Source organism: Pseudomonas sp. 2, from assembly GCF_056627435.1.
The window spans coordinates 153186-173242 of the sequence record NZ_JBWXNG010000012.1 but is presented as its reverse complement, the minus strand read 5'-3'; the positions used below and the strand labels follow the sequence as shown (position 1 = coordinate 173242).

Annotated in this window: 14 protein-coding genes and 1 pseudogene; 10 read left to right on the top strand and 5 right to left on the bottom strand. The window is 61.3% G+C overall.

From position 1 onward, the window contains the following. Window positions 1-54 precede the first annotated feature (54 nt). The 5 genes and pseudogenes from moaE to AC1MEK_RS20265 all read right to left on the bottom strand — a co-directional run. Window positions 55-504, bottom strand: a complete 450-nt coding sequence (gene moaE, locus AC1MEK_RS20285; RefSeq protein ID WP_480398051.1) for a molybdopterin synthase catalytic subunit MoaE — start codon at window positions 502-504, stop codon at window positions 55-57. Between the two features lie 2 nt (window positions 505-506). Next, the gene (locus tag AC1MEK_RS20280; protein ID WP_480398050.1) at window positions 507-758 is read right to left on the bottom strand and encodes a MoaD/ThiS family protein; all 252 of its coding nucleotides are present in this window, start codon (window positions 756-758) and stop codon (window positions 507-509) included. Further along, a complete protein-coding gene (gene moaC, locus AC1MEK_RS20275) occupies window positions 758-1240 on the bottom strand; it encodes a cyclic pyranopterin monophosphate synthase MoaC (protein WP_480398049.1) in 483 nt (160 codons plus the stop codon). Before moaC ends, AC1MEK_RS20280 begins: the two co-directional genes overlap by 1 nt. 197 nt (window positions 1241-1437) lie before the next feature. Beyond that, window positions 1438-2832: a PhoH family protein gene (locus AC1MEK_RS20270; RefSeq protein WP_480398048.1), complete on the bottom strand. Its 1395-nt coding sequence runs from the start codon at window positions 2830-2832 to the stop codon at window positions 1438-1440. 390 nt (window positions 2833-3222) lie between these two features. Then, window positions 3223-4401: pseudogene (locus AC1MEK_RS20265) on the bottom strand (polysaccharide deacetylase family protein); the annotation flags it as partial. Window positions 4402-4690: 289 nt separating this feature from the next. On the opposite strand from AC1MEK_RS20265, the gene yaaA reads away from it, so the two are divergent. The 10 genes from yaaA to AC1MEK_RS20215 all read left to right on the top strand — a co-directional run bounded on the left by yaaA (window position 4691) and on the right by AC1MEK_RS20215 (window position 20049). After that, window positions 4691-5470, top strand: coding sequence for a peroxide stress protein YaaA (gene yaaA / locus AC1MEK_RS20260; protein WP_480398047.1), 780 nt, complete (start codon window positions 4691-4693; stop codon window positions 5468-5470). A 1309-nt stretch (window positions 5471-6779) separates the two neighbouring features. Then, window positions 6780-8096, top strand: a complete 1317-nt coding sequence (locus tag AC1MEK_RS20255) for a nucleotide sugar dehydrogenase (protein WP_480398046.1) — start codon at window positions 6780-6782, stop codon at window positions 8094-8096. Window positions 8097-8221: 125 nt separating this feature from the next. Beyond that, window positions 8222-9703 (top strand): mannuronan synthase, encoded by a 1482-nt coding sequence (gene alg8 / locus AC1MEK_RS20250; RefSeq protein ID WP_480398045.1) that lies wholly within the window; start codon window positions 8222-8224, stop codon window positions 9701-9703. Window positions 9704-9769: 66 nt separating this feature from the next. Next, a complete protein-coding gene (locus tag AC1MEK_RS20245) occupies window positions 9770-10942 on the top strand; it encodes a PilZ domain-containing protein (RefSeq protein ID WP_480398044.1) in 1173 nt (390 codons plus the stop codon). Between the two features lie 2 nt (window positions 10943-10944). Then, window positions 10945-12372 (top strand): alginate biosynthesis TPR repeat lipoprotein AlgK, encoded by a 1428-nt coding sequence (gene algK / locus AC1MEK_RS20240; RefSeq protein WP_480398043.1) that lies wholly within the window; start codon window positions 10945-10947, stop codon window positions 12370-12372. Continuing rightward, complete coding sequence (locus AC1MEK_RS20235) at window positions 12369-13874, top strand: alginate export family protein (protein WP_480398042.1); 1506 nt, start codon at window positions 12369-12371, stop codon at window positions 13872-13874. Before algK ends, AC1MEK_RS20235 begins: the two co-directional genes overlap by 4 nt. A 144-nt stretch (window positions 13875-14018) precedes the next feature. Further along, a complete protein-coding gene (algG, locus tag AC1MEK_RS20230; RefSeq protein WP_480398041.1) occupies window positions 14019-15650 on the top strand; it encodes a mannuronan 5-epimerase AlgG in 1632 nt (543 codons plus the stop codon). Window positions 15651-15663: 13 nt separating this feature from the next. Beyond that, window positions 15664-17115, top strand: a complete 1452-nt coding sequence (locus AC1MEK_RS20225) for an alginate O-acetyltransferase (protein WP_480398040.1) — start codon at window positions 15664-15666, stop codon at window positions 17113-17115. Between the two features lie 7 nt (window positions 17116-17122). Further along, entirely contained in the window at window positions 17123-18259 is a 1137-nt protein-coding gene (locus AC1MEK_RS20220; RefSeq protein ID WP_480398039.1) for a mannuronate-specific alginate lyase, read from the top strand. A 224-nt stretch (window positions 18260-18483) separates the two neighbouring features. Beyond that, complete coding sequence (locus AC1MEK_RS20215; RefSeq protein WP_480398038.1) at window positions 18484-20049, top strand: MBOAT family O-acyltransferase; 1566 nt, start codon at window positions 18484-18486, stop codon at window positions 20047-20049. The last annotated feature ends 8 nt before the right edge of the window (window positions 20050-20057 follow it).

The window sequence follows — 20057 nt, the reverse complement described above, 5'->3', positions numbered from 1 at the left end:
CCTGGAAAATCATTCGCGAATGAATTCGCTCCTACAGGGTTTGCGTTACGCGCTCTACTTCCAGCGATCCGCCGCCTTGTGATCGCTGTCCCGCCCTTCCACCCAACGCGGCCCTTCTGAGGTGTTTTCTTTCTTCCAGAACGGCGCGCGGGTCTTCAGATAGTCCATCACGAAATCACAGGCCTCGAACGCCGCCTGACGGTGGGCGCTGGCGACACCGACGAAAACGATCGGCTCGCCCGGTTCGAGCGCGCCGATGCGATGCAGCACTTCAAGCTTGAGCAGCGGCCAGCGCTGCTGCGCTTCATCGGCGATCTTGCCCAGCGCCTTTTCGGTCATGCCCGGGTAGTGCTCCAGAAACATGCCGGCGACTTCCCGGCCATCGTTGAAATCGCGCACGTAGCCGACAAAACTCACCACCGCGCCGACGCCGACATTGGCGTCGTGCATCGCATTGACCTCGGCGCCGGGGTCGAACGCATCTGCCTGCACTCGAATAGCCATCCTCAGCCTCCGGTAACAGTCGGGAAGAACGCCACTTCATCGCCCTGCTCGACCGGCTCGTTCAGCGAGCAGAGTTCCTGGTTGCGGGCGCACATGATGTTCTGCTCGGCCAGCACGTCCCAGACGCCGCCGCGCTGCAGCAGGGCCTGGCGCACGGCGTCGACCGTGGCGAACGAGCCTTCCAGCCGCTCGCTTTCAACGCCCAGGGTTTCGCGAAAACGGGCGAAGAACTGAACTTGAACGTGGATGCTCATCAGGCGCTCACCTCGTCGTCAGCCACGAAATGCCCGCTCTTGCCGCCCACTTTTTCCAGCAAACGAACCTGCTCGATGACCATGCCACGGTCCACCGCCTTGCACATGTCGTAGATGGTCAGCGCAGCGACGCTGGCGGCGGTCAGCGCTTCCATTTCCACCCCGGTCTGCCCCGACAGCTTGCAGCGGGCAACGATGTGCACGGTGTCCGCGCCCTGGGCGTTGAGTTCGACCTTGACGCTGGTGAGCATCAGCGGATGGCACAGCGGAATCAGGTCGCTGGTCTTCTTCGCCGCCTGAATCCCGGCGATGCGCGCCACGGCGAACACGTCCCCTTTCGGGTGGCCGCCATCGACGATCATTTGCAGGGTTTCGGGGAGCATGCGCACGCGCGCTTCGGCCACGGCTTCGCGGGACGTCATGGCCTTGTCGGTGACGTCGACCATGTTGGCGCGACCTTGGGAATCGAGATGGGTAAGCACGGGATCACTCCTGGACAGGAGCGTCAATTGTACACAACCCGGCTGACGCCAACATGACTGCGTCATGCGGCACTCCGCTTCTGGCCGGAGGCCGTGGGAGCCGGCTTGCTGGCGAATGCGTCGGATCAGTCATGAATATGTTGACTGACGCACCGCTTTCGCCAGCAAGCCGGCTCCCACAGTTTCAAGCGGCGTCGTTAGAGATGGCTCTCCGCGTATTCAGCCAGGATCGAGCGTGGCACCCCTTGCAGGGTGATGTGCACGCCGTTGGGGAAATCCTTGAAGCGCTCCGTGAGGTAGGTCAGCCCGGAACTGGTGGCCGACAGGTAAGGGGTGTCGATCTGCGCCAGGTTACCCAGGCAGACCACCTTGGAACCGGCACCTGCACGGGTGATGATGGTTTTCATCTGGTGCGGGGTGAGGTTCTGGCATTCGTCGATCAGGATCAGGCTCTGCTGGAAGCTGCGGCCGCGAATGTAGTTGAGGGATTTGAACTGCAGCGGCACCTTGCTCAGGATGTAGTCGACGCTGCCATGGGTGTTTTCGTCATCCATGTGCAAGGCTTCGAGGTTGTCGGTGATGGCGCCAAGCCACGGTTCCATTTTTTCCGCTTCGGTACCGGGCAAGAAACCGATCTCCTGGTCGAGCCCTTGCACGCTGCGGGTCGCGATGATGCGACGATAACGTTTACTGACCATGGTCTGCTCGATCGCAGCGGCCAGCGCCAGGATGGTCTTGCCCGAGCCCGCCGCGCCGGACAGATTGACCAGATGAATGTCGGGGTCCAGCAGCGCGAACAGCGCCAGGCCCTGGTAGATGTCCCGAGGCTTGAGGCCCCAGGCTTCCTGATGCAGCAGCGGCTCCTGGTGCATGTCCAGCAGCAGCAACTCATCGGTTTTGACGCCTTTGACCCAGCCGACGAAGCCTTGCTCATCGATGATGAACTCGTTCATGTGCACGGCCGGGATCTGCTCGGTCATTTGCACCTTGTGCCAGGTACGGCCCATTTCCTGGCGGGTGTCGACCTTGCTGACGCGGTCCCAGAACGAACCGGTCATGGTGTGATAGCCGCGCGACAGCATGGACACATCGTCGACCAGCTGGTCGGTGCTGTAGTCCTCGGCCTCGATGCCACAGGCGCGCGCCTTGAGGCGCATGTTGATGTCTTTGGTGACCAGCACGATGCGCACATCCTTTTTGCGCGCGTGCATGTCGATCAGCTGGTTGATGATGATGTTGTCGTTCAGATGCTCGGGCAGAAGGCTGTTGGGCTCTTCGCGCTTGCTCATCAGGATGGACAGGTACCCTTTGAAAACGCCGGTACCGCGATCAATCGGTACGCCTTGTTCGACCTCCTCCGGGGTCGCTTCGCCAAGTGTCTTGTCGATCAGCCGGATAGCCTGGCGGCATTCAGCGGCGACCGAGTGCTTGCCCGTCTTGAGCTTGTCCAGTTCTTCGAGGACAGTCATGGGAATTGCGACGTGGTGTTCTTCGAAATTCAGAAGCGCGTTTGGATCGTGAATCAATACATTGGTATCGAGCACATAGAGGATTGGCTGGTTAGAGGAAGGGCTGCGTCCGTGGTCATCCATACTCGCTCACCTTTGTAGTAGCCAGATAACGCGACACGCAAACGATGCCGCGCTTGATAAGGCCGCCGAGGCTCTCACCTTCAGGCAGGTGAGAAATGCGCAAAGTGGGGTCTGGGTGACGCCACCTGTGTTGCAGGGTTCGGCGGTCTGTTGTCGTAATACCGCAAAACCTGTGACATAAAAAAGCGTTTTAGCAAGAATTTGAAGTTTATTTCACAGCTGGACGAATAGGCCTTGGCGGATGTCTCAGAGGCGATTACAGTCGGAAGTCCGGTCGATGAGAAATCTGCACAGGATTTCGACCGTTCCTGTCTGTTTCGCCCCCTATTCCCCTTGTTTTCCGGGCTCCTGAGCCTGATCGTCCGGTGCTGGCGCCTGCTCGTCATCGGGCTCATCGGCAGGCGCGTCGGCGTCCTCATCCTCCTGATCGCCTTCGTCCGACAACTGCTGCGGATAAATATGACAGTCCTCCCAGATCACACCGCTCTGGGCCGTATTGGCCATCAGCCACGGCACGGCCTGTTGCGCCTTGTCGGTGCTGTCGTGGAAGACGATATTGCCGTGCCGCCAGAGCAACATCAGGGTCAGCACGCGATGGGCCGCCTGCTCGGCGCTCAGACGGCCGGAGGCATCCTGGGAATCGATATTCCACAGCGACACCCGCAACTGCTGATCGCGGAAGAACTGCCCGCTGTCGGCCCGGCGATGGCCGTAAGGCGGGCGAAACAGCGGCACGAAATTGTCGGGCAGGGTTTGCTGCACCAACGAGGCACTGCGCTCGATGGAGTCCTGCCAGTCGTTCCAGTGCGCATGGGAGCGGTATTCCCAGCCCTGCAAGCCCACGCACTGCTGGCGATAGAGTTTCTGCAAAGCCTGGGCAGACGTGGCTTCGAGGCGATTCTGCAGGTTCTTGCCGAGCACGAAGAACGTCGCGTTGATCTTCTGCTGGCGCATGAAGTCGGCCAGCCAGTCGGTTGCGCCATCAGCCACCGTAGGACCGCTCTCGAAATTGAGCAGGAAGGTGCGATCGGGCATTTCTTCGCCGCTCAGCTCGTCCGAGTTGTAGCGCTCGACTTCGCTGCTGGTCTGCGGAAACAGCGCGGCCATGCGCAGCAGTTCGTTGAGGTAACGCTGGCTGAACGCATCGGCCGGCGCAGCCCAGCGAGCATAGAAGGAATCGTCCGCCACTTTGTACTCGGCCGCGCGCTGGCGCAGCATCGGCACGTCGTCGACCAGCACGCAGAAGGAGGCGTCGTTTTCACAGGTCTTTTCCGCCGCCTTCCAGTTTTCGAACAGGCGGGTCCACAACCGGGTGCGGATCACATTGACCGTCTGCATGTTGAGCTGACGCAAGCCCAGGCGGTCGGCCAGTTGCAGGTCGCTGAGGTTTTCGCTTTCCAGCAACTGATGGGCGAAGCTCAGGATCTGCGCGCGCGAGGCCACGTCGAACAGTTGCGGGGTCTCCAGCACTTCAGGCCAGACACTGCGATCCAGGGTCGCGATGTCCCCGGTTGCTGCGTGAGCGTTGAGCGCCAGCACACAGGCACCGATCAATAACAGCTTGCGCACAACGACGTGCTCCCAATCCTTGAACAAAGAGGCCGAAACCGGCGAGGCACTATAGCGGATTTGGGTATGCCGGGCCGCCGTGACCAACCGTGGGAGTGAGCTTGCTCACGAACGGGTCCAGTCAGTCACCATAAAGAGTGGTCAGTCCCACCGTATTCGTGAGCAAGCTCACTCCCACAGGGTTCAAAGCCCGCTGAACCAGTTTCCAACGCGTTACCTATCATCACCATAGCTGGAGTCCTCCTGCCGCAACCCCTAGAATCGCCCCACGATTAAAGGAGACGACTGCATGCTGATGGTGATTTCCCCAGCGAAAACCCTCGATTTCGAGACCCCGCCGACCACTGAACGCTTCACCCAGCCGCAATACCTGGATCACTCTCAGGAGCTGATCACTCAGCTGCGCGAACTGACGCCGGCGCAGATCAGCGAGTTGATGCACCTTTCCGACAAGCTGGCGGGCCTTAATGCCGCGCGTTTCGGCAGCTGGACCCCGGCTTTCACACCGGCCAATGCCAAGCAGGCGCTGCTGGCGTTCAAGGGTGATGTGTACACCGGCCTGGCCGCCGAGACGTTGAGCGAGGCGGGGCTGGATTACGCTCAGAAGCATTTGCGCATGTTGTCTGGCCTGTATGGTCTGTTGCGTCCGCTGGATCTGATGCAGCCGTATCGTCTGGAGATGGGCACTAAGCTTGCGAACGCGCGGGGCAAGGATCTGTATGCGTTCTGGGGCGAGCGTATCAGTGAGTGGCTCAATGAGGCGCTGGCCGATCAGGGCGACGATGTGTTGTTGAATCTGGCGTCCAACGAGTATTTTTCGGCGGTCAAGCGTTCGGCGCTCAAGGCGCGGGTGATCGACACGGAGTTCCGTGATCAGAAGAACGGGCAGTACAAGATCATCAGTTTCTACGCCAAGAAGGCGCGGGGGATGATGAGCCGGTTCGTGATCGATGAGCGGATCGAGAATCCCGAGCATCTGAAGCGGTTCGATGTGCAGGGGTATCGGTTTGCGGCCCAGCTTTCCAAGGGGGATAAGTTGGTGTTTTTGCGGGATGAGATTGACGCCTGATCGGCTTGGGTCTTGATGGGTGGTGCGTGGTGTTGCGTGCTTACCTGTGATCTGCGGCGACAGTGCGTTTGTTTGTTCTGCCTAACGGCAGAAGCGTTTCGACTTCGTCGAGTTACTTGGAAAAGTCGGAATGCCGCACCACCCCCAAGTAACCAAGGGGTCCTGCTCCTGGTTTGGCCCCTCCTGCGTCGGGGTCCCTTCATTCCGGCCTCGCTCCGTGGGCCCGGCGCGAAAGGGCCATCCATGGCCCACGCGCCTCTCGCGGCATCCTGCCGCTCGTCCCACTCCACGAGACCTCCATTCAGCCTGCACCCAAGTCGCGTTTTGTGTTGTCTGGGCTATCGCGCATGAAGATCAAAAGCAACGGCAACGGGTTGATGTTGTGCGATCTGATTTTGATTCTGGCCGAAGGCCGTGGGAGCAAGCTTGCTCGCGATCTGGCGCGAAGCGGCAGCAAAATCATGCACCATCCGAGTGCCAGATTCACCGCTATGTATAGAGCTACATAACCAAACTTCCCGCCATCAAAGTTCCTCCCCCCAACTTCCCGCAGACGAACGGCACGATTCGCCATACATCTGACGCCAACATTCAGTCACCCTCAAAGTTCCCCTGGCTTTTCTCAAAAAATTAACAGGATTTTTCAGTGCTGGCATTTTAGCTTTTCTCACTAATGGCACAGTTACATGCATCACCTGTAAACCCCTTATAACTAAGGGCGAAACGGAAATGGCCATCACGATGCAACTACAGCCCAAATGAAAAAGATTTCAAAAAATCTCAAAAAGAGGACGAGCGGGCAGGAACTTCTGGGGAATGCCCACGCTCCTACATCCCGTAACAATTCTCGTCCACCTTGTGAGACATCTCTTACATAGCAGCAGGACGGATCTGAAAGTTGCTTTCAACGGTGTAAGACCTTTCGGTCAAGTTGGTTCGGGCAAGGAGTGACCCGCCAAACTAGTTGAACTAATGAGCAAGCACCGAACGGGTGCCTGCAGCCACTGACGAGCAGGACAAGACTGAATCATGGCTAAAAGCCTTGAGCCAGAGGCGCGGCAGCGACTCGCAATCATCCGCTGGAGTGTTATGCCATATCCCAGATCGGGAACCTGCATACATATGTATGGGCCACCCGACGCTTGTAACCGGTAAAATTCGGGCCCGCCTGAGACACCAGGTCGCCCCTGTTCAAATTCTGCCTGTGCTTGTGCCACGACATTAACTTGCCGTGCGGACGAGTGCGCGAAATTAGTTAGACCGTATTTATATCCAGCCAACTAATGGCGTAAAAATCGAGGAGATTACGATGCATATCAGCATCTTTGGTTTGGGCTATGTCGGTGCAGTATGTGCTGGTTGCCTCTCGGCGCGTGGTCATGACGTGGTGGGTGTGGATATCTCCAGCACCAAGATCGATCTGATCAACCAGGGCAAGTCTCCAATCGTGGAACCGGGTCTGGGCGAGCTCCTGGAAAACGGCATCAAGAACGGCAAACTGCGCGGCACTACCGATTTTTCCGAGGCCATTCGCGCCACCGATCTGTCCATGATCTGCGTCGGTACGCCGAGCAAGAAGAACGGCGATCTGGAGCTGGATTTCATCGAGTCCGTGTGCCGCGAAATCGGCTTCGTGCTGCGTGAGAAGAGCACCCGCCACACCATCGTCGTGCGCAGCACCGTGTTGCCGGGCACCGTGGCCAACGTGGTCATCCCGATTCTGGAAGACTGCTCGGGCAAGAAGGCCGGCGTCGACTTCGGCGTTGCCGTGAACCCGGAGTTCCTGCGCGAAAGCACCGCGATCAAGGACTACGACCATCCGCCGATGACCGTCATCGGCGAGTTCGACAAGGCCTCCGGTGACGTCCTGCAATCGCTGTACGAAGAACTCGACGCGCCGATCATCCGCAAGGACATCGCCGTTGCCGAGATGATCAAGTACACCTGCAACGTCTGGCACGCGACCAAGGTCACCTTCGCCAACGAAATCGGCAACATCGCCAAGGCGGTCGGCGTCGACGGTCGTGAAGTGATGGAAGTGGTCTGCCAGGACAAGGCCCTGAACCTGTCCCAGTACTACATGCGCCCGGGCTTCGCGTTCGGTGGTTCGTGCCTGCCCAAAGACGTTCGCGCCCTGACCTACCGCGCAAGCTCGCTGGACGTCGAAGCGCCGCTGCTCAACTCGCTGATGCGCAGCAACGTATCCCAGGTGCAGAACGCGTTCGACATCGTCGCGGGCGGCGATTCGCGCAAAGTCGCGCTGCTGGGCCTGAGCTTCAAGGCCGGCACCGACGATCTGCGTGAAAGCCCGCTGGTGGAACTGGCCGAGATGCTGATCGGCAAGGGCTTCGACCTGAGCATCTACGACGCCAACGTCGAATACGCCCGTGTTCACGGCGCCAACAAGGACTACATCGAGTCCAAGATCCCTCACGTCTCGTCCCTGCTCAACTCGGACTTCGACGCCGTGGTCGACAACTCCGACGTGATCATCCTCGGCAACCGCGACGAGCGCTTCCGCCCACTGGCCAACAACGCGCCGGCCGGCAAGCGCGTCATCGACCTCGTCGGCTTCATGAAAGGCACCACCGACGAAAACGGCCAGACCGAAGGCATCTGCTGGTAAGGCAGCGGCAAGCTGCAAGCTTCAAGCGACAAGTCAAAGCCAGCTCCAGGTTGCACGTCGGATGCGTTTCGCTCCGGCTTGCAGCTTGAAGCTCGCCGCTTGCAACTGATTCTGGGGTACGAATTATGAACGGGCTAAAACACGGCTTACTGCAAGCCGCAGGCTGGCTGTTTTATCTGAGTTTGCTGGCGGCCATCGCCATGGCCTTGCCGGTAACTCTCTTCGACTCGCAGTCGAAGGACTTTATTTTCCTGGTCGGTATCGTCGGTATCTGGCGTTACTCGATGGGCGCAACGCACTTCGTGCGCGGCATGATTTTTCTTTACATCGTCTACCCGCTGCTGCGCCGCAAGGTGCGCAAGCTGGGCAAGGCGGCCGATCCATCCCACGTGTTCCTGATGGTCACCAGCTTTCGCATCGATGCGCTGACCACCGCTCAGGTCTACAGCTCGGTGATTCGCGAGGCGATCGACTGCGGCTACCCCACCACCGTCGTCTGCTCGCTGGTGGAAATGTCCGACGAGTTGTTGATCAAGGCACTGTGGGCCAAGGCCAACCCGCCAGCACACGTGACACTGGATTTCGTACGGATCGCCGGCACCGGCAAGCGTGACGGCCTGGCGTATGGCTTCCGCGCCATCTCCCGGCACATGCCCGATGATCGCGCTGTCGCGGCGGTGATCGACGGCGACACCGTGCTCGCCGAAGGCGTGGTGCGCAAGACCGTGCCGTGGTTCCAGCTGTTCCCCAACGTGGGCGGCCTGACCACCAACGAATTCTGCGAAGTGCGCGGCGGTTACATCATGAGCGAGTGGCACAAGCTGCGCTTCGCCCAGCGTCACATCAACATGTGCTCGATGGCCCTGTCCAAGCGCGTGCTGACCATGACCGGGCGCATGTCGGTGTTCCGCGCCACCGTGGTCACCGATCCCGACTTCATCGCCGACGTCGAGAACGACTCGCTGGAACACTGGCGTCTGGGCCGCTTCAAGTTTCTCACCGGCGACGACAAGTCCAGCTGGTTCAGCCTGATGCGCCTGGGCTACGACACCTTCTACGTACCGGATGCAGCGATCAACACCGTCGAGCACCCGCCGGAAAAGAGCTTCATCAAGGCCAGCCGCAAGCTGATGTACCGCTGGTACGGCAACAACCTGCGCCAGAACTCCCGCGCACTGGGTCTGGGTATCCGCCGCCTGGGCCTGTTCACCAGCGTCGTGCTGTTCGACCAGCGCGTGTCGATGTGGACATCGATCCTGGGCCTGACCGTGGCCATGCTGGCCTCGTTCAAGTACGGCGTGGCCTTCCTGCTGGTGTACCTGCTGTGGATCGGCATCACGCGGCTGATTCTCACGCTGCTGCTGTCCTGCTCGGGCCACGCCATCGGCCCGGCCTACCCGGCGATTCTCTATTACAACCAGATCGTCGGCGCGCTGATGAAGATCTACGTGTTCTTCCGCCTCGACAAACAGTCCTGGACCCGCCAGCCCACCGCGCTCAAGCGTGACCTGGCCAGCTTCCAGCAATGGTTCAACACGTGGTCATCCAGAACCATGACCTTCTCGGCGGGCAGCATTTTCGTTGCCGTGCTGCTGACGATGGTGTGACCGGGTCAATCGCCCGCACCAATGGATCAATTCGATTAATCAGGAACTACACCAGGAATTCTCGCCATGAACACAGCCGTGAATGCAAACGTCGTCCATGAATCCGAAGCCCAGCGCCAGCACGCCCGGATCAAGATTCCCGCCAAGCTGCGCCTGCTCAACGGCCAGCCGAACGCGCCGCTGGTGCGCATCGAAGACCTGTCCGCCGGCGGCCTGAGCTACATCACCCCGCAAGGTCTGAAGCCTACCGTGGGCGAAGTGATCAAGGGCCGCCTGCAGTTTCTGATCGACAACCTGGGCCTGGCCATGGACGTCGAGCTGCAGGTACGCGCCTATGATCCGGCCAGCGGCCGCGTCGGTTGCCAATTCCAGCACCTGGAAGCCCAGGACATCGCCACCCTGCGCCACCTGATCACTTCGCACCTGTCCGGCGAGATCGTCAGCATGGGCGAAGTGCTCGCCACCCTGCAGCGCGACAACTTCACCAAGGCGCGCAAGAACAAGGACAGCAGCGGCGGCATGAGCGCGTTCGGTCGCCTGCGTGCGGTCACCTTCAGCGCCGGTGTATTCATCGTTGGTCTGGCGGCATTCGGTTTCGTCGCCAAGTCGGTGTACGGCATGTACTTCGTCAGCCACTCGACGTCGGGCCTGGTCAGCGTGCCGAGCATGGACGTGACCATGCCCCGCGAAGGCACCATGACCAGCCTGGTCGCCACCAACGGCGAAGTCGCCAAGGGCGCGCCGCTGGCCACCTTCAATACCAGCATGCTCGACATGCTCAAGGGCAACCTGGACCCGGACGAAATGCAGCCGGCCAAGATCGAAGAGCTGTTCGGCCGCCAGCTGGCCGGCACCATGACCAGCCCGTGCGACTGCATCGTCGCCAAGCAACTGGTCGCCGACGGCCAGTACGCCAGCAAGGGCCAGGTAATCTTCCAGCTGGTGCCGCGCAACGTCGCCGCCAACGTCGACGCACGTTTCACCTATCGCCAGTTCGCCGAAGTGCAGCCCGGCGCCCGGGTGAACTTCCAGATCGCCGGCGAAGACGCCACCCACAGCGGTCACATCGTCAGCTCCACCGCCCTGAGCCCGGCCGACCTGTCTTCGGACATCCGCGTGCAGATCAAGCCTGACGAGTCGATCAACAGCAGCCTGGCCGGTCGTCCGGTCGAAGTGGTCAGCGATCGCGGCCCGTCCCTGAACTGGCTGATCGACAAAGCCACCGCTGCAGGTCTCTGAACATGACGGGCCCTCTACGAAGCGTATCCGCACAGGCTCAGTTGAGGCTGGCCATCGCCTTGGGCACTGCTCTCGGGTTGGCGGGCTGCGGCCTCAACCTGCCCGACCAGCGCCTGGCCAACGAAGCGCTGCAGCGCGGCGACACCGCGCTGGCCGAACAGAACTACCGCCAGCTGGCCGACATGGGTTACACCGATGCCCAAGTGGGCCTGGCCGATATCCAGGTCGGCACCCGTGACCCGGAACTGATCAAGCAGGCGGAAGCCACCTACCGCGCCGCAGCCCAGACTTCGCCGCGTGCGCAGTCGCGCCTGGGCAAGCTGCTGGCGGTCAAGCCCAACTCCACCGAGGCCGAGCAGCGCGAAGCCGAGGGCCTGTTGAAGAAAGCGTTCGCCAATGGTGAGTCCGGCACGCTGATTCCGCTGGCCATGCTCTATCTGCAATACCCGCACACGTTCCCCAACGTGAACGCACAGCAGAAGATCAACGAATGGCGCGCTCAGGGCTACCCGGAAGCGGGCCTGGCGCAGGTCGTGCTGTATCGCACCCAGGGCACCTATGACCAGCATCTGGGCGAAGTCGAAAGCATCTGCAAACAGGCGCTGCGCGCCAACGACGTCTGCTACATGGAGCTGGCGACGGTCTACCAGAAGCGCGGCGAAGCCGACAAGCAGGCCGCCCTGCTCAAGCAGATGGAAAGCGGCTACGCCAGTGGCAGCGTGCCGGCGATGCGCGTCGACACCGTGGCCCGCGTGCTGGCCGATTCGACCCTCGGCAAACCGGACGAGAAGACCGCCCAGCAACTGCTGGAGAAGGTCGCTCCCGGCTACCCGGCTTCGTGGGTGAGCCTGGCGCAACTGCTCTACGACTTCCCGGAACTGGGCGACGTCAACAAGATGATGGAGTACCTGGACAACGGCCGCGCCGCGGATCAACCCCGCGCCGAACTGTTGCTCGGCAAGCTGTACTACGAAGGCAAGCTGGTGCTGCCGGACGCGAAGAAAGCCGAGGAGCATCTGCTCAAGGCCGCACCGACGCAGATCTCCGCGCACTACTACCTCGGTCAGCTGTACCGCCGCGGTTACCTGGGCAAGCCCGATCCGCAGAAAGCCGTCAACGAGCTGCTGACCTCTGCACGCGGCGGCCAGAACAGCGCCGACTACGCCCTGGCGCAGTTGTTCTCCCAGGGCAAGGGCATCAAGCCCGATCCGGTCAACGCCTGGGTCTTCGGCCAGCTGGCGCAGGCCCAGGGCACGCCGCAGGCCAATGACCTGGCCCAGCAACTGAACGATCAATTGCCGCCCGAGAAGCGCGCGCCGGCGCAGAGCCTTTTGCAGCGTGAACAGCAGGTGCGCGGCACCACGGCGCAGAACGCCCTGGCCATGCAAACCCTGCAAGCAGAAAAAGATGGCGAGGACGCACCGCTATGAAGCTTAAGTTGAACCCTCTGATGGCAGCCGGCCTGGGCCTTGGCTTCACCCTGATCTGGGCCACGCCTGCGCTCGCTGCACTGACTGACACCCAGAACTTCGGCATCGAAGTCAAAGCCACCGGCCAGATGGAAGACGACCGCGACCTGGGCACCCGCAGCGGCGGCGACGTCAACGGTGTCGGCCTGGATCTGCGCCCATGGGCCTACGGCGAATGGGGCAACTGGAGCGGCTACGCGATGGGCCAGGTGGTCACTGCCACCGACACCATCCAGACCGACCCGCTGGACCAGCAATCCACCGACGCCAACGGCCAGACCGTCTCACACAGCCGCAAGACCTCGAGCAGCCGCGAAGTGGACGACAGCTACGCGGCCCTGCGTGAATTCTGGATCGGCTACAGCGGCTTCACGCCCTACCCCGGCGAGATCCTCAAGTTCGGTCGCCAGCGCCTGCGCAATGACGACGGCCAGTGGCACGACACCAACATCGAGGCGCTGAACTGGACCTTCGACACCACCCTGCTCAAGGCCGAAGTCGGCGCCGCTCAGCGCTTCAGCGAGTACCGCACCGACCTCACCGAACTGTCGGCGCAGGACAAGGATCGCCAGCACCTGTTCGGCGACGTGGAGTACCAGTGGATGCCAGGCCAGTGGGCCGGCATTCGCGCGCACCACAGCCACGACGACGGCAGCCTGAAGCATCAGGGCGAGGCCATCGACGATCTGGACAAGACCACCCGCGGCGACCTGACCTGGCTGGGCCTGCAGGCCAACAGCGATGCCTACAACTATCGCAACCTGAACACCGTCAACTACTGGGGCAGCCTGACCTGGCTGACCGGTAACCGCGATCAGATCGGTACCAGTTACGACGCCAACACCGACCAGTATCTGGCTGGCCAGAAAGACAGCAGCCACGTCAATGGCTGGGCCACCGACCTGGGCCTGCGTTTCCGTCTCGACCCGCAGTGGCAAGTGGGCGGCGCCTACTCGCGCGCCAGCAAGAACTACGAGCAGAACGGCCTGGAGAGCAACCGCTCGAACTGGACCGGCACCCGCTCGCGCATCCATCGCTTCGGCGAAGCCTTCCAGGGCGAGATGGCCAACGTGGAATCCGGCTCGCTGTTCGCCTCCTGGCAGATGCAGGACGAATACGACGCCTCGCTGATCTACCACAAGTTCCGTCGCGTCGACGGCCACGCCGGCATCGGTGGCGCAGGCGTCAACCCGGCCAGCGAAAGCGTCGATGCCAACGGCGTCTCGACCTTCACCTCGCTGCCGATGGAAGACGGCAACAAAGACCTGGGCCAGGAGATGGATCTGGTCGTGACCAAGTACTTCAAGCAAGGCCTGCTGCCGACCTCGGTGAGCCAGTCCTTCGACGAGCCGTCGGCGCTGGTGCGCCTGCGCGCAGGCGTGTTCAAGCCCGGCGATGCCTATGGCAGCGGCGTGGACAACTACATGCATCGCGCAATCGTCGATGTCATCTGGCGCTTCTGATGATGACCAGAACCGTGTACCTCGCCCCCGTAGCAGTCCGGCTTGCCGGCGGCAGCGATCTTGCGGACGTCACCGCCGGCAAGCCGTGCTGCTACGGGTTCGCGGTATTCAATAGTGGTTTTCAGGCTAATGAGAGTGCATGACATGAACAGCCAAACCAACATTTTGCGCCAGAGGGCCTGGCCTCATGCACTGCTTGAAAGCGCAGTGTTGAGCAGCGCCTTGCTGCTGACCAGCGCATCGGCCATGGCCAACACCGCGCCCGTCGCCAAACCTGCCGCTGCGCAGACGCCTGCCGACACCGGCACGGTCAAGGACCTGCACCAGGCCAAGACCTACACCATCACCAGCCCGCCTGCCGAGCCTTTGATGATGGACAAACCCAAGCTGCCGGACCTGTCGGGCTACACCCAGCAGGCCATGCAGAAGAAGATCGTGCGCAGCAAGGCGGCCAAGGTTTCGATCCGCCGCATGATGCAGGAAGACGCGCTCAAGGAATTCATCGGCGGTGACAACAAGATGGCCGAGTGGGTCGCGCGTCAGCACGGCATTCCCCAGGCGATCTTCGTCGACGACGGCTACATGAACCTGCAGGACCTGGCGAAAAAGGTGCCCAAGCAGTACCTGAGCGAAACCTCGCCGGGCGTGTTCCTGGCGCGTCTGCCGATCGTGGTCGGCAAGAAAGGCATCTTTGAAGTCGACAAGAAAACCACCGAACTGCGCCTGTCTCAGGAAGGCGGTGCGTTTCTGGTCAACGACAACCAGCTGTTCATGCAGGACACCAAACTGACCGGCTGGAGCGAGAAGGCCAACGGCCCGTCGACCTTCAAGACGCCCAAGGAGTTTCGTCCGTTCCTGCTGTCCTGGGGTGGCAGCCAGACCTACATGTTCAACACCAAGGTGGCGAGCCTGGGCTACAACAACAGCAAGTCGTACGGCATCAGTATTTCCCAGTACACGCCGAACATGAAGGCGCAGATGAACCGCCCGGACCCGACCGGCTGGATCGTCAATTCCGAGTTCTCGGACCTGTGGTACGGCTACTACTGCTATGAGACCCGCGACTTCGTGGTCAAGGGCAACACCTACCGCGACAACATCATCTACGGCATCGACCCCCACGACCGTTCCCACGGCCTGATCATCGCCGAGAACACCGTGTTCGGTACCAAGAAGAAGCACGGGATCATCATTTCCCGCGAGGTGAACGACAGCTTCATCATCAACAACAAGAGCTATGAAAACCACTTGTCGGGCATCGTGCTGGACCGTAACAGCGTGAACAATCTGGTGGCTTACAACCAGATCTACCGCAACCACACCGACGGCATCACGCTGTACGAGAGCGCCGACAACCTGCTGTGGGGCAACCGCGTGTTCGCCAACAAGCGCCACGGCATCCGCGTGCGCAACAGCACCAACATCAAGCTCTACGAGAACCTGGCCGTGGGCAACGGCCTGATGGGCGTCTACGGCCACATCAAGGACCTGACCGACACCGACCGCGACATCAAGCTCGACCCGTTCGACGCCGAAGTGTCGCTGATCATGGTCGGCGGCGAGCTGACCTCCAACGGCTCAGGCCCGCTGTCCATCGATTCGCCCCTGAGTGTCGAGCTGTACAAGGTGTCCATGCTGGCACCGACCAAGAGCAGCGGGATCAGCTTCAACGGCGTACTGGGCGACCGTCAGGACGAGATTCTCGACCTGCTGGTGCGCCAGCAGAAACCCGTGTTGATCGACCCGGTTGAAAGCCAGAAACAACTCCGGGACTGAGGAAGATATATCCATGCACGCACATTTGATCAAACTGCTCAGGCTCTCGGGCCTTACCGCCGCGGCTACATTAGTGATGCTCGCAGCCAGCAACGCGGCGTATGCCGACGACGCGACAGCGCCGAACTTCACCGCCGAGCCTTGCTGCAGCCTGTGCCCTGAAGCCCATGACGAGAAGAACTACGTCAGCCGCTATCAGCAGAACTTCACCACGCTGGTGCAGGCCCAGGGCGACTGGCTGTTCCGGACCCGCGAAGACCTGCGCACCGAGTTCGACACCACGCCCGAAGGCTACCGGCGCATGCAACAGCTGCACGACGCCTTCAAGAGCAAGGGCGTGGAGCTGGTGATCGTGTATCAACCGACGCGCGGCTTGGTCGATCGCAACAAGCTGTTCCCGGCCGAGCGCGACAAGTTCGACTACAACACGGCTCTGCGCAACTACCAGGCCATGCTCGGCCGCTTCGCGAAAATGGGCTACACCGTGCCTGATCTGTCGCCGTTGACCAACGAGCAGCAGGCCCACGATTTCTACTTCCGCGGCGACCAGCACTGGACCCCGTACGGCGCCCAGCGCACCGCGAAGATCGTTGCCGACTCGGTGCACAAGATGGCCGCGTTCAAGGACATTCCCAAGCGCGAATTCGAGACCCATCTGTCAGGTCGCATGGGCAAGAAGGGCACTCTGCACAACATGGCCGGTCAATTGTGCGGCACCAGCTACGCCATCCAGTACATGGATCAGTTCGAGACCGAACCCAAGGGCGAAGCGGCCGACGGCGACCTGTTCGGCGATTCCGGCAACCCGGAAATCACCCTGGTCGGTACCAGTCACAGCGGCAAGAACTACAACTTCGCAGGCTTCCTGCAGGAGTACATCGGCGCCGACGTGCTCAACGTCGCCTTCCCCGGCGGCGGCCTTGAAGGCTCGATGCTGCAGTACCTGGGCAGCGAGGACTTCCAGAAGCACCCACCGAAGATTCTCATCTGGGAGTTCTCGCCGCTGTACCGGCTGGACCAGGAGACCATCTATCGCCAGATGATGTCGCTGCTGGACAACGGCTGCGAAGGCAAACCGGCGCTGATGACCACTAAAACCTCCCTCAAGCCGGGCACCAACGAGCTGTTGGTCAACGGCAAAAACGGCATCAAGGATGTGCGCAACGGCAGCAACCAGATCGACATCAAGTTCGCCGACACCTCGGTGAAAACTCTCCAGGCGCGCCTCTGGTACATGAACGGCCGCCACGAAGACTTGAAGATCGAGAAACCTGAAACATCCGAAACCGACGGGCGCTTCTCCTTCGAACTGCGCAACGACAACGACTGGGCAGACTTGCAACTGCTCGCGCTGGAAATCCAGGGCCCCGAAGCGGGCACTGCACCGCAGGAAGTTGAAGCGAAAGTATGCAAACGCAACGTGTTCCCGAATGTCGCGCACCAGACCGCGCAAGCCGGGTTATGAGGCTCCTATGCACACTCCAAGACTGATGCTCCCCACCCTCCTGTCGCTGGCCGTGCTGTCGGCCACGACATTCGCCACCGGCGCCAGCGCCGCGTCGACCCTCGTGCCGCCGCAGGGCTATTACGAGGGTGTGGAGAAATTCAAGAGCAAGGAAGGCAACTTCAGCTGCGACGCCACCCCGCAGCCCTACACCGGCTCGCTGCAGTTCCGCAGCAAGTACGAGGGCTCGGACAAGTCGCGCTCGACGTTCAACGCGGTCTCCGACCAGGCCTTCCGCGACTCCACCAAGGACATCACCACCATGGAGCGCAACACCAGCAAGGTGGTGATGCAGTACATGCGTGACGGCCGTCCCGAGCAGCTCGACTGCGCGCTGAACATGCTGACGACCTGGGCCAAGGCCGATGCGCTGGAGTCCACGGACTTCAACCACACTGGCAAGTCGATGCGCAAATGGGCACTGGGCAGCATGTCGTCGTCCTACCTGCGCCTGAAGTTCTCCGACTCGCACCCGTTGGCCACCCGCCAGCAGGACGCGCAGGTGATCGAGGCCTGGTTCAGCAAGCTGGCCGATCAGGTGGTCAGCGACTGGAGCAACCTGCCGCTGGACAAGATCAACAACCACTCCTACTGGGCCGCGTGGTCGGTGATGTCCACTGCCGTGGCGACCAACCGCCGCGACCTGTTCGACTGGTCGGTGGAGGAGTTCAAGGTCGCGGCCAATCAGGTCGACCCGCAAGGTTTCCTGCCCAACGAACTCAAGCGCAAGCAGCGCGCGCTGGCGTACCACAACTACGCCCTGCCGCCGCTGGCGATGATCGCCAGTTTCGCCCAGGCCAACGGCGTGGACCTGCGCCCCGAGAACAACGGCGCGCTCAAGCGTCTGGGTGACCGGGTGCTGGCGGGCGTGCAGAACTCCGGCAGCGAATTCCAGGCCCGTGACGGCCAGCAGCAGGACATGACGGATCTGAAAACCGACATGAAATTCGCCTGGCTGGAGCCCTACTGCTCGCTCTACGACTGCAGCCCGGACACCCTCGAACGCAAGCACAAGATGCAGCCGTTCAAGAACTTCCGCCTGGGCGGCGACATGACCCGCACCTATGACCCTTCTCACGAGAAGGGTGAGAAAGGCGGTTCGTAAGAAGCAAGACTGAATGCTGACCCACTGTAGGAGCGAATTCATTCGCGAAAGGGCCAGTACCGACACCTCGGGACTGACCCGCAAACGGCGGTGACACAACCACCGCATTCGCGAATGAATTCGCTCCTACAGGGGTGCGATGTAAATGCGTGATTCCCCCGATTTTTCATGGGGGGTTTGGGGGGGGCTGTGGCCCTTGATGCTGGACAAACGGAGAGATAAGGATGGTTTTCTCATCCAACGTGTTCCTGTTCCTGTTCTTGCCGGTGTTTCTCGGCTTGTACTACGTGAGCGGAACCCGCTACCGCAACCTGCTGTTGCTCATCGCCAGCTACGTGTTCTACGCCTGGTGGCGAGTCGACTTCCTGGCCCTGTTCGCGGCAGTGACGCTTTGGAACTACTGGATCGGCCTGCGCGTCGGCGCTGCCGGTGTGCGGACCAAACCCGCGCAGCGCTGGCTGTTGCTGGGTGTCGCGGTCGACCTGTGCATCCTGGGCTACTTCAAGTACGCCAACTTCGGCGTGGACAGCCTCAACGCGATCATGACCTCGTTCGGTCTTGAGCCGTTCATCCTGACCCACGTGCTGTTGCCGATCGGGATCTCGTTCTACATCTTCGAGTCCATCAGCTACATCATCGACGTCTACCGCGGCGACACCCCGGCCACCCGCAACCTGATCGACTTCGCGGCGTTCGTGGCGATCTTCCCGCACTTGATCGCTGGCCCCGTACTGCGCTTCCGCGACCTGGTGGACCAGTTCAACAACCGCACCCACACGCTGGACAAGTTCAGCGAGGGCTGCACACGGTTCATGCAGGGCTTCATCAAGAAAGTCTTCATCGCCGACACCCTGGCGGTGGTGGCCGACCATTGCTTCGCCCTGCAAAACCCGACCACGGGCGACGCCTGGCTCGGCGCGCTGGCCTACACCGCGCAGCTGTATTTCGACTTCTCCGGCTACAGCGACATGGCCATCGGCCTGGGCCTGATGATGGGTTTCCGCTTCATGGAAAACTTCAAGCAGCCCTACGTCAGCCAGTCGATCACCGAGTTCTGGCGGCGCTGGCACATCAGCCTCTCCACCTGGCTGCGCGACTACCTGTACATCACCCTGGGCGGCAACCGTGGCGGCAAGGTCGCGACCTACCGCAACCTGTTCCTGACCATGCTGCTGGGCGGCCTGTGGCACGGCGCCAACATCACCTACATCGTCTGGGGTGCCTGGCACGGCGTGTGGCTTGCCATCGAGAAGGCGCTGGGCATCAACACCGCACCAAAGACCTTCAACGTGGTGCGCTGGGCCTTCACGTTCCTGCTGGTGGTGATGGGCTGGGTGATCTTCCGCGCCGAGAACCTGCACGTCGCCGCCCGCATGTACGGCGCGATGTTCAGCTTCAGCGACTGGCAGCTGTCGGATCTGAACCGCGCCAACCTGACCGGCCTGCAAGTGGCGACGCTGATCGTGGCGTACATCACGTTGGCGTTCTTCGGTCTGCGCGACTTCTACCAGAACCCGCCAGCGGTCAAGAGCAAGGGCGAGAAGCCGGTACAGGCCGACGGCCCTGCCACCGCGCAACCGGGCCTGATCAAGGCCGTGCCGGGGGATGCGCCGGGCAGCATTCATCAGCCGGGTTACATCGTTGGCACCGACGCGCAGGTCCAGCCTGCCTACTGGACCGCCGACTGGTCGCGCTACGTGATGCGCGCCCTGATCCTGCTGATGTTCGTGGCCTCGATTCTCAAACTCTCGGCGGCCAGCTTCTCGCCGTTCCTGTACTTCCAGTTCTGAGGAACCTG

What these genes read in the sequence shown, in the direction of transcription:
- AC1MEK_RS20215 (WP_480398038.1), top strand. Translation starts at nt 18,484, where the DNA reads ATGGTTTTCTCATCCAACGTGTTCCTGTTCCTGTTCTTGCCGGTGTTT.
- AC1MEK_RS20255 (WP_480398046.1), top strand. Translation starts at nt 6,780, where the DNA reads ATGCATATCAGCATCTTTGGTTTGGGCTATGTCGGTGCAGTATGTGCT.
- AC1MEK_RS20225 (WP_480398040.1), top strand. Translation starts at nt 15,664, where the DNA reads ATGCACGCACATTTGATCAAACTGCTCAGGCTCTCGGGCCTTACCGCC.
- AC1MEK_RS20235 (WP_480398042.1), top strand. Translation starts at nt 12,369, where the DNA reads ATGAAGCTTAAGTTGAACCCTCTGATGGCAGCCGGCCTGGGCCTTGGC.
- algG (WP_480398041.1), top strand. Translation starts at nt 14,019, where the DNA reads ATGAACAGCCAAACCAACATTTTGCGCCAGAGGGCCTGGCCTCATGCA.
- AC1MEK_RS20220 (WP_480398039.1), top strand. Translation starts at nt 17,123, where the DNA reads ATGCACACTCCAAGACTGATGCTCCCCACCCTCCTGTCGCTGGCCGTG.
- AC1MEK_RS20280 (WP_480398050.1), bottom strand. Translation starts at nt 758, where the DNA reads ATGAGCATCCACGTTCAAGTTCAGTTCTTCGCCCGTTTTCGCGAAACC.
- moaE (WP_480398051.1), bottom strand. Translation starts at nt 504, where the DNA reads ATGGCTATTCGAGTGCAGGCAGATGCGTTCGACCCCGGCGCCGAGGTC.
- algK (WP_480398043.1), top strand. Translation starts at nt 10,945, where the DNA reads ATGACGGGCCCTCTACGAAGCGTATCCGCACAGGCTCAGTTGAGGCTG.
- AC1MEK_RS20245 (WP_480398044.1), top strand. Translation starts at nt 9,770, where the DNA reads ATGAACACAGCCGTGAATGCAAACGTCGTCCATGAATCCGAAGCCCAG.
- alg8 (WP_480398045.1), top strand. Translation starts at nt 8,222, where the DNA reads ATGAACGGGCTAAAACACGGCTTACTGCAAGCCGCAGGCTGGCTGTTT.
- yaaA (WP_480398047.1), top strand. Translation starts at nt 4,691, where the DNA reads ATGCTGATGGTGATTTCCCCAGCGAAAACCCTCGATTTCGAGACCCCG.
- AC1MEK_RS20270 (WP_480398048.1), bottom strand. Translation starts at nt 2,832, where the DNA reads ATGGATGACCACGGACGCAGCCCTTCCTCTAACCAGCCAATCCTCTAT.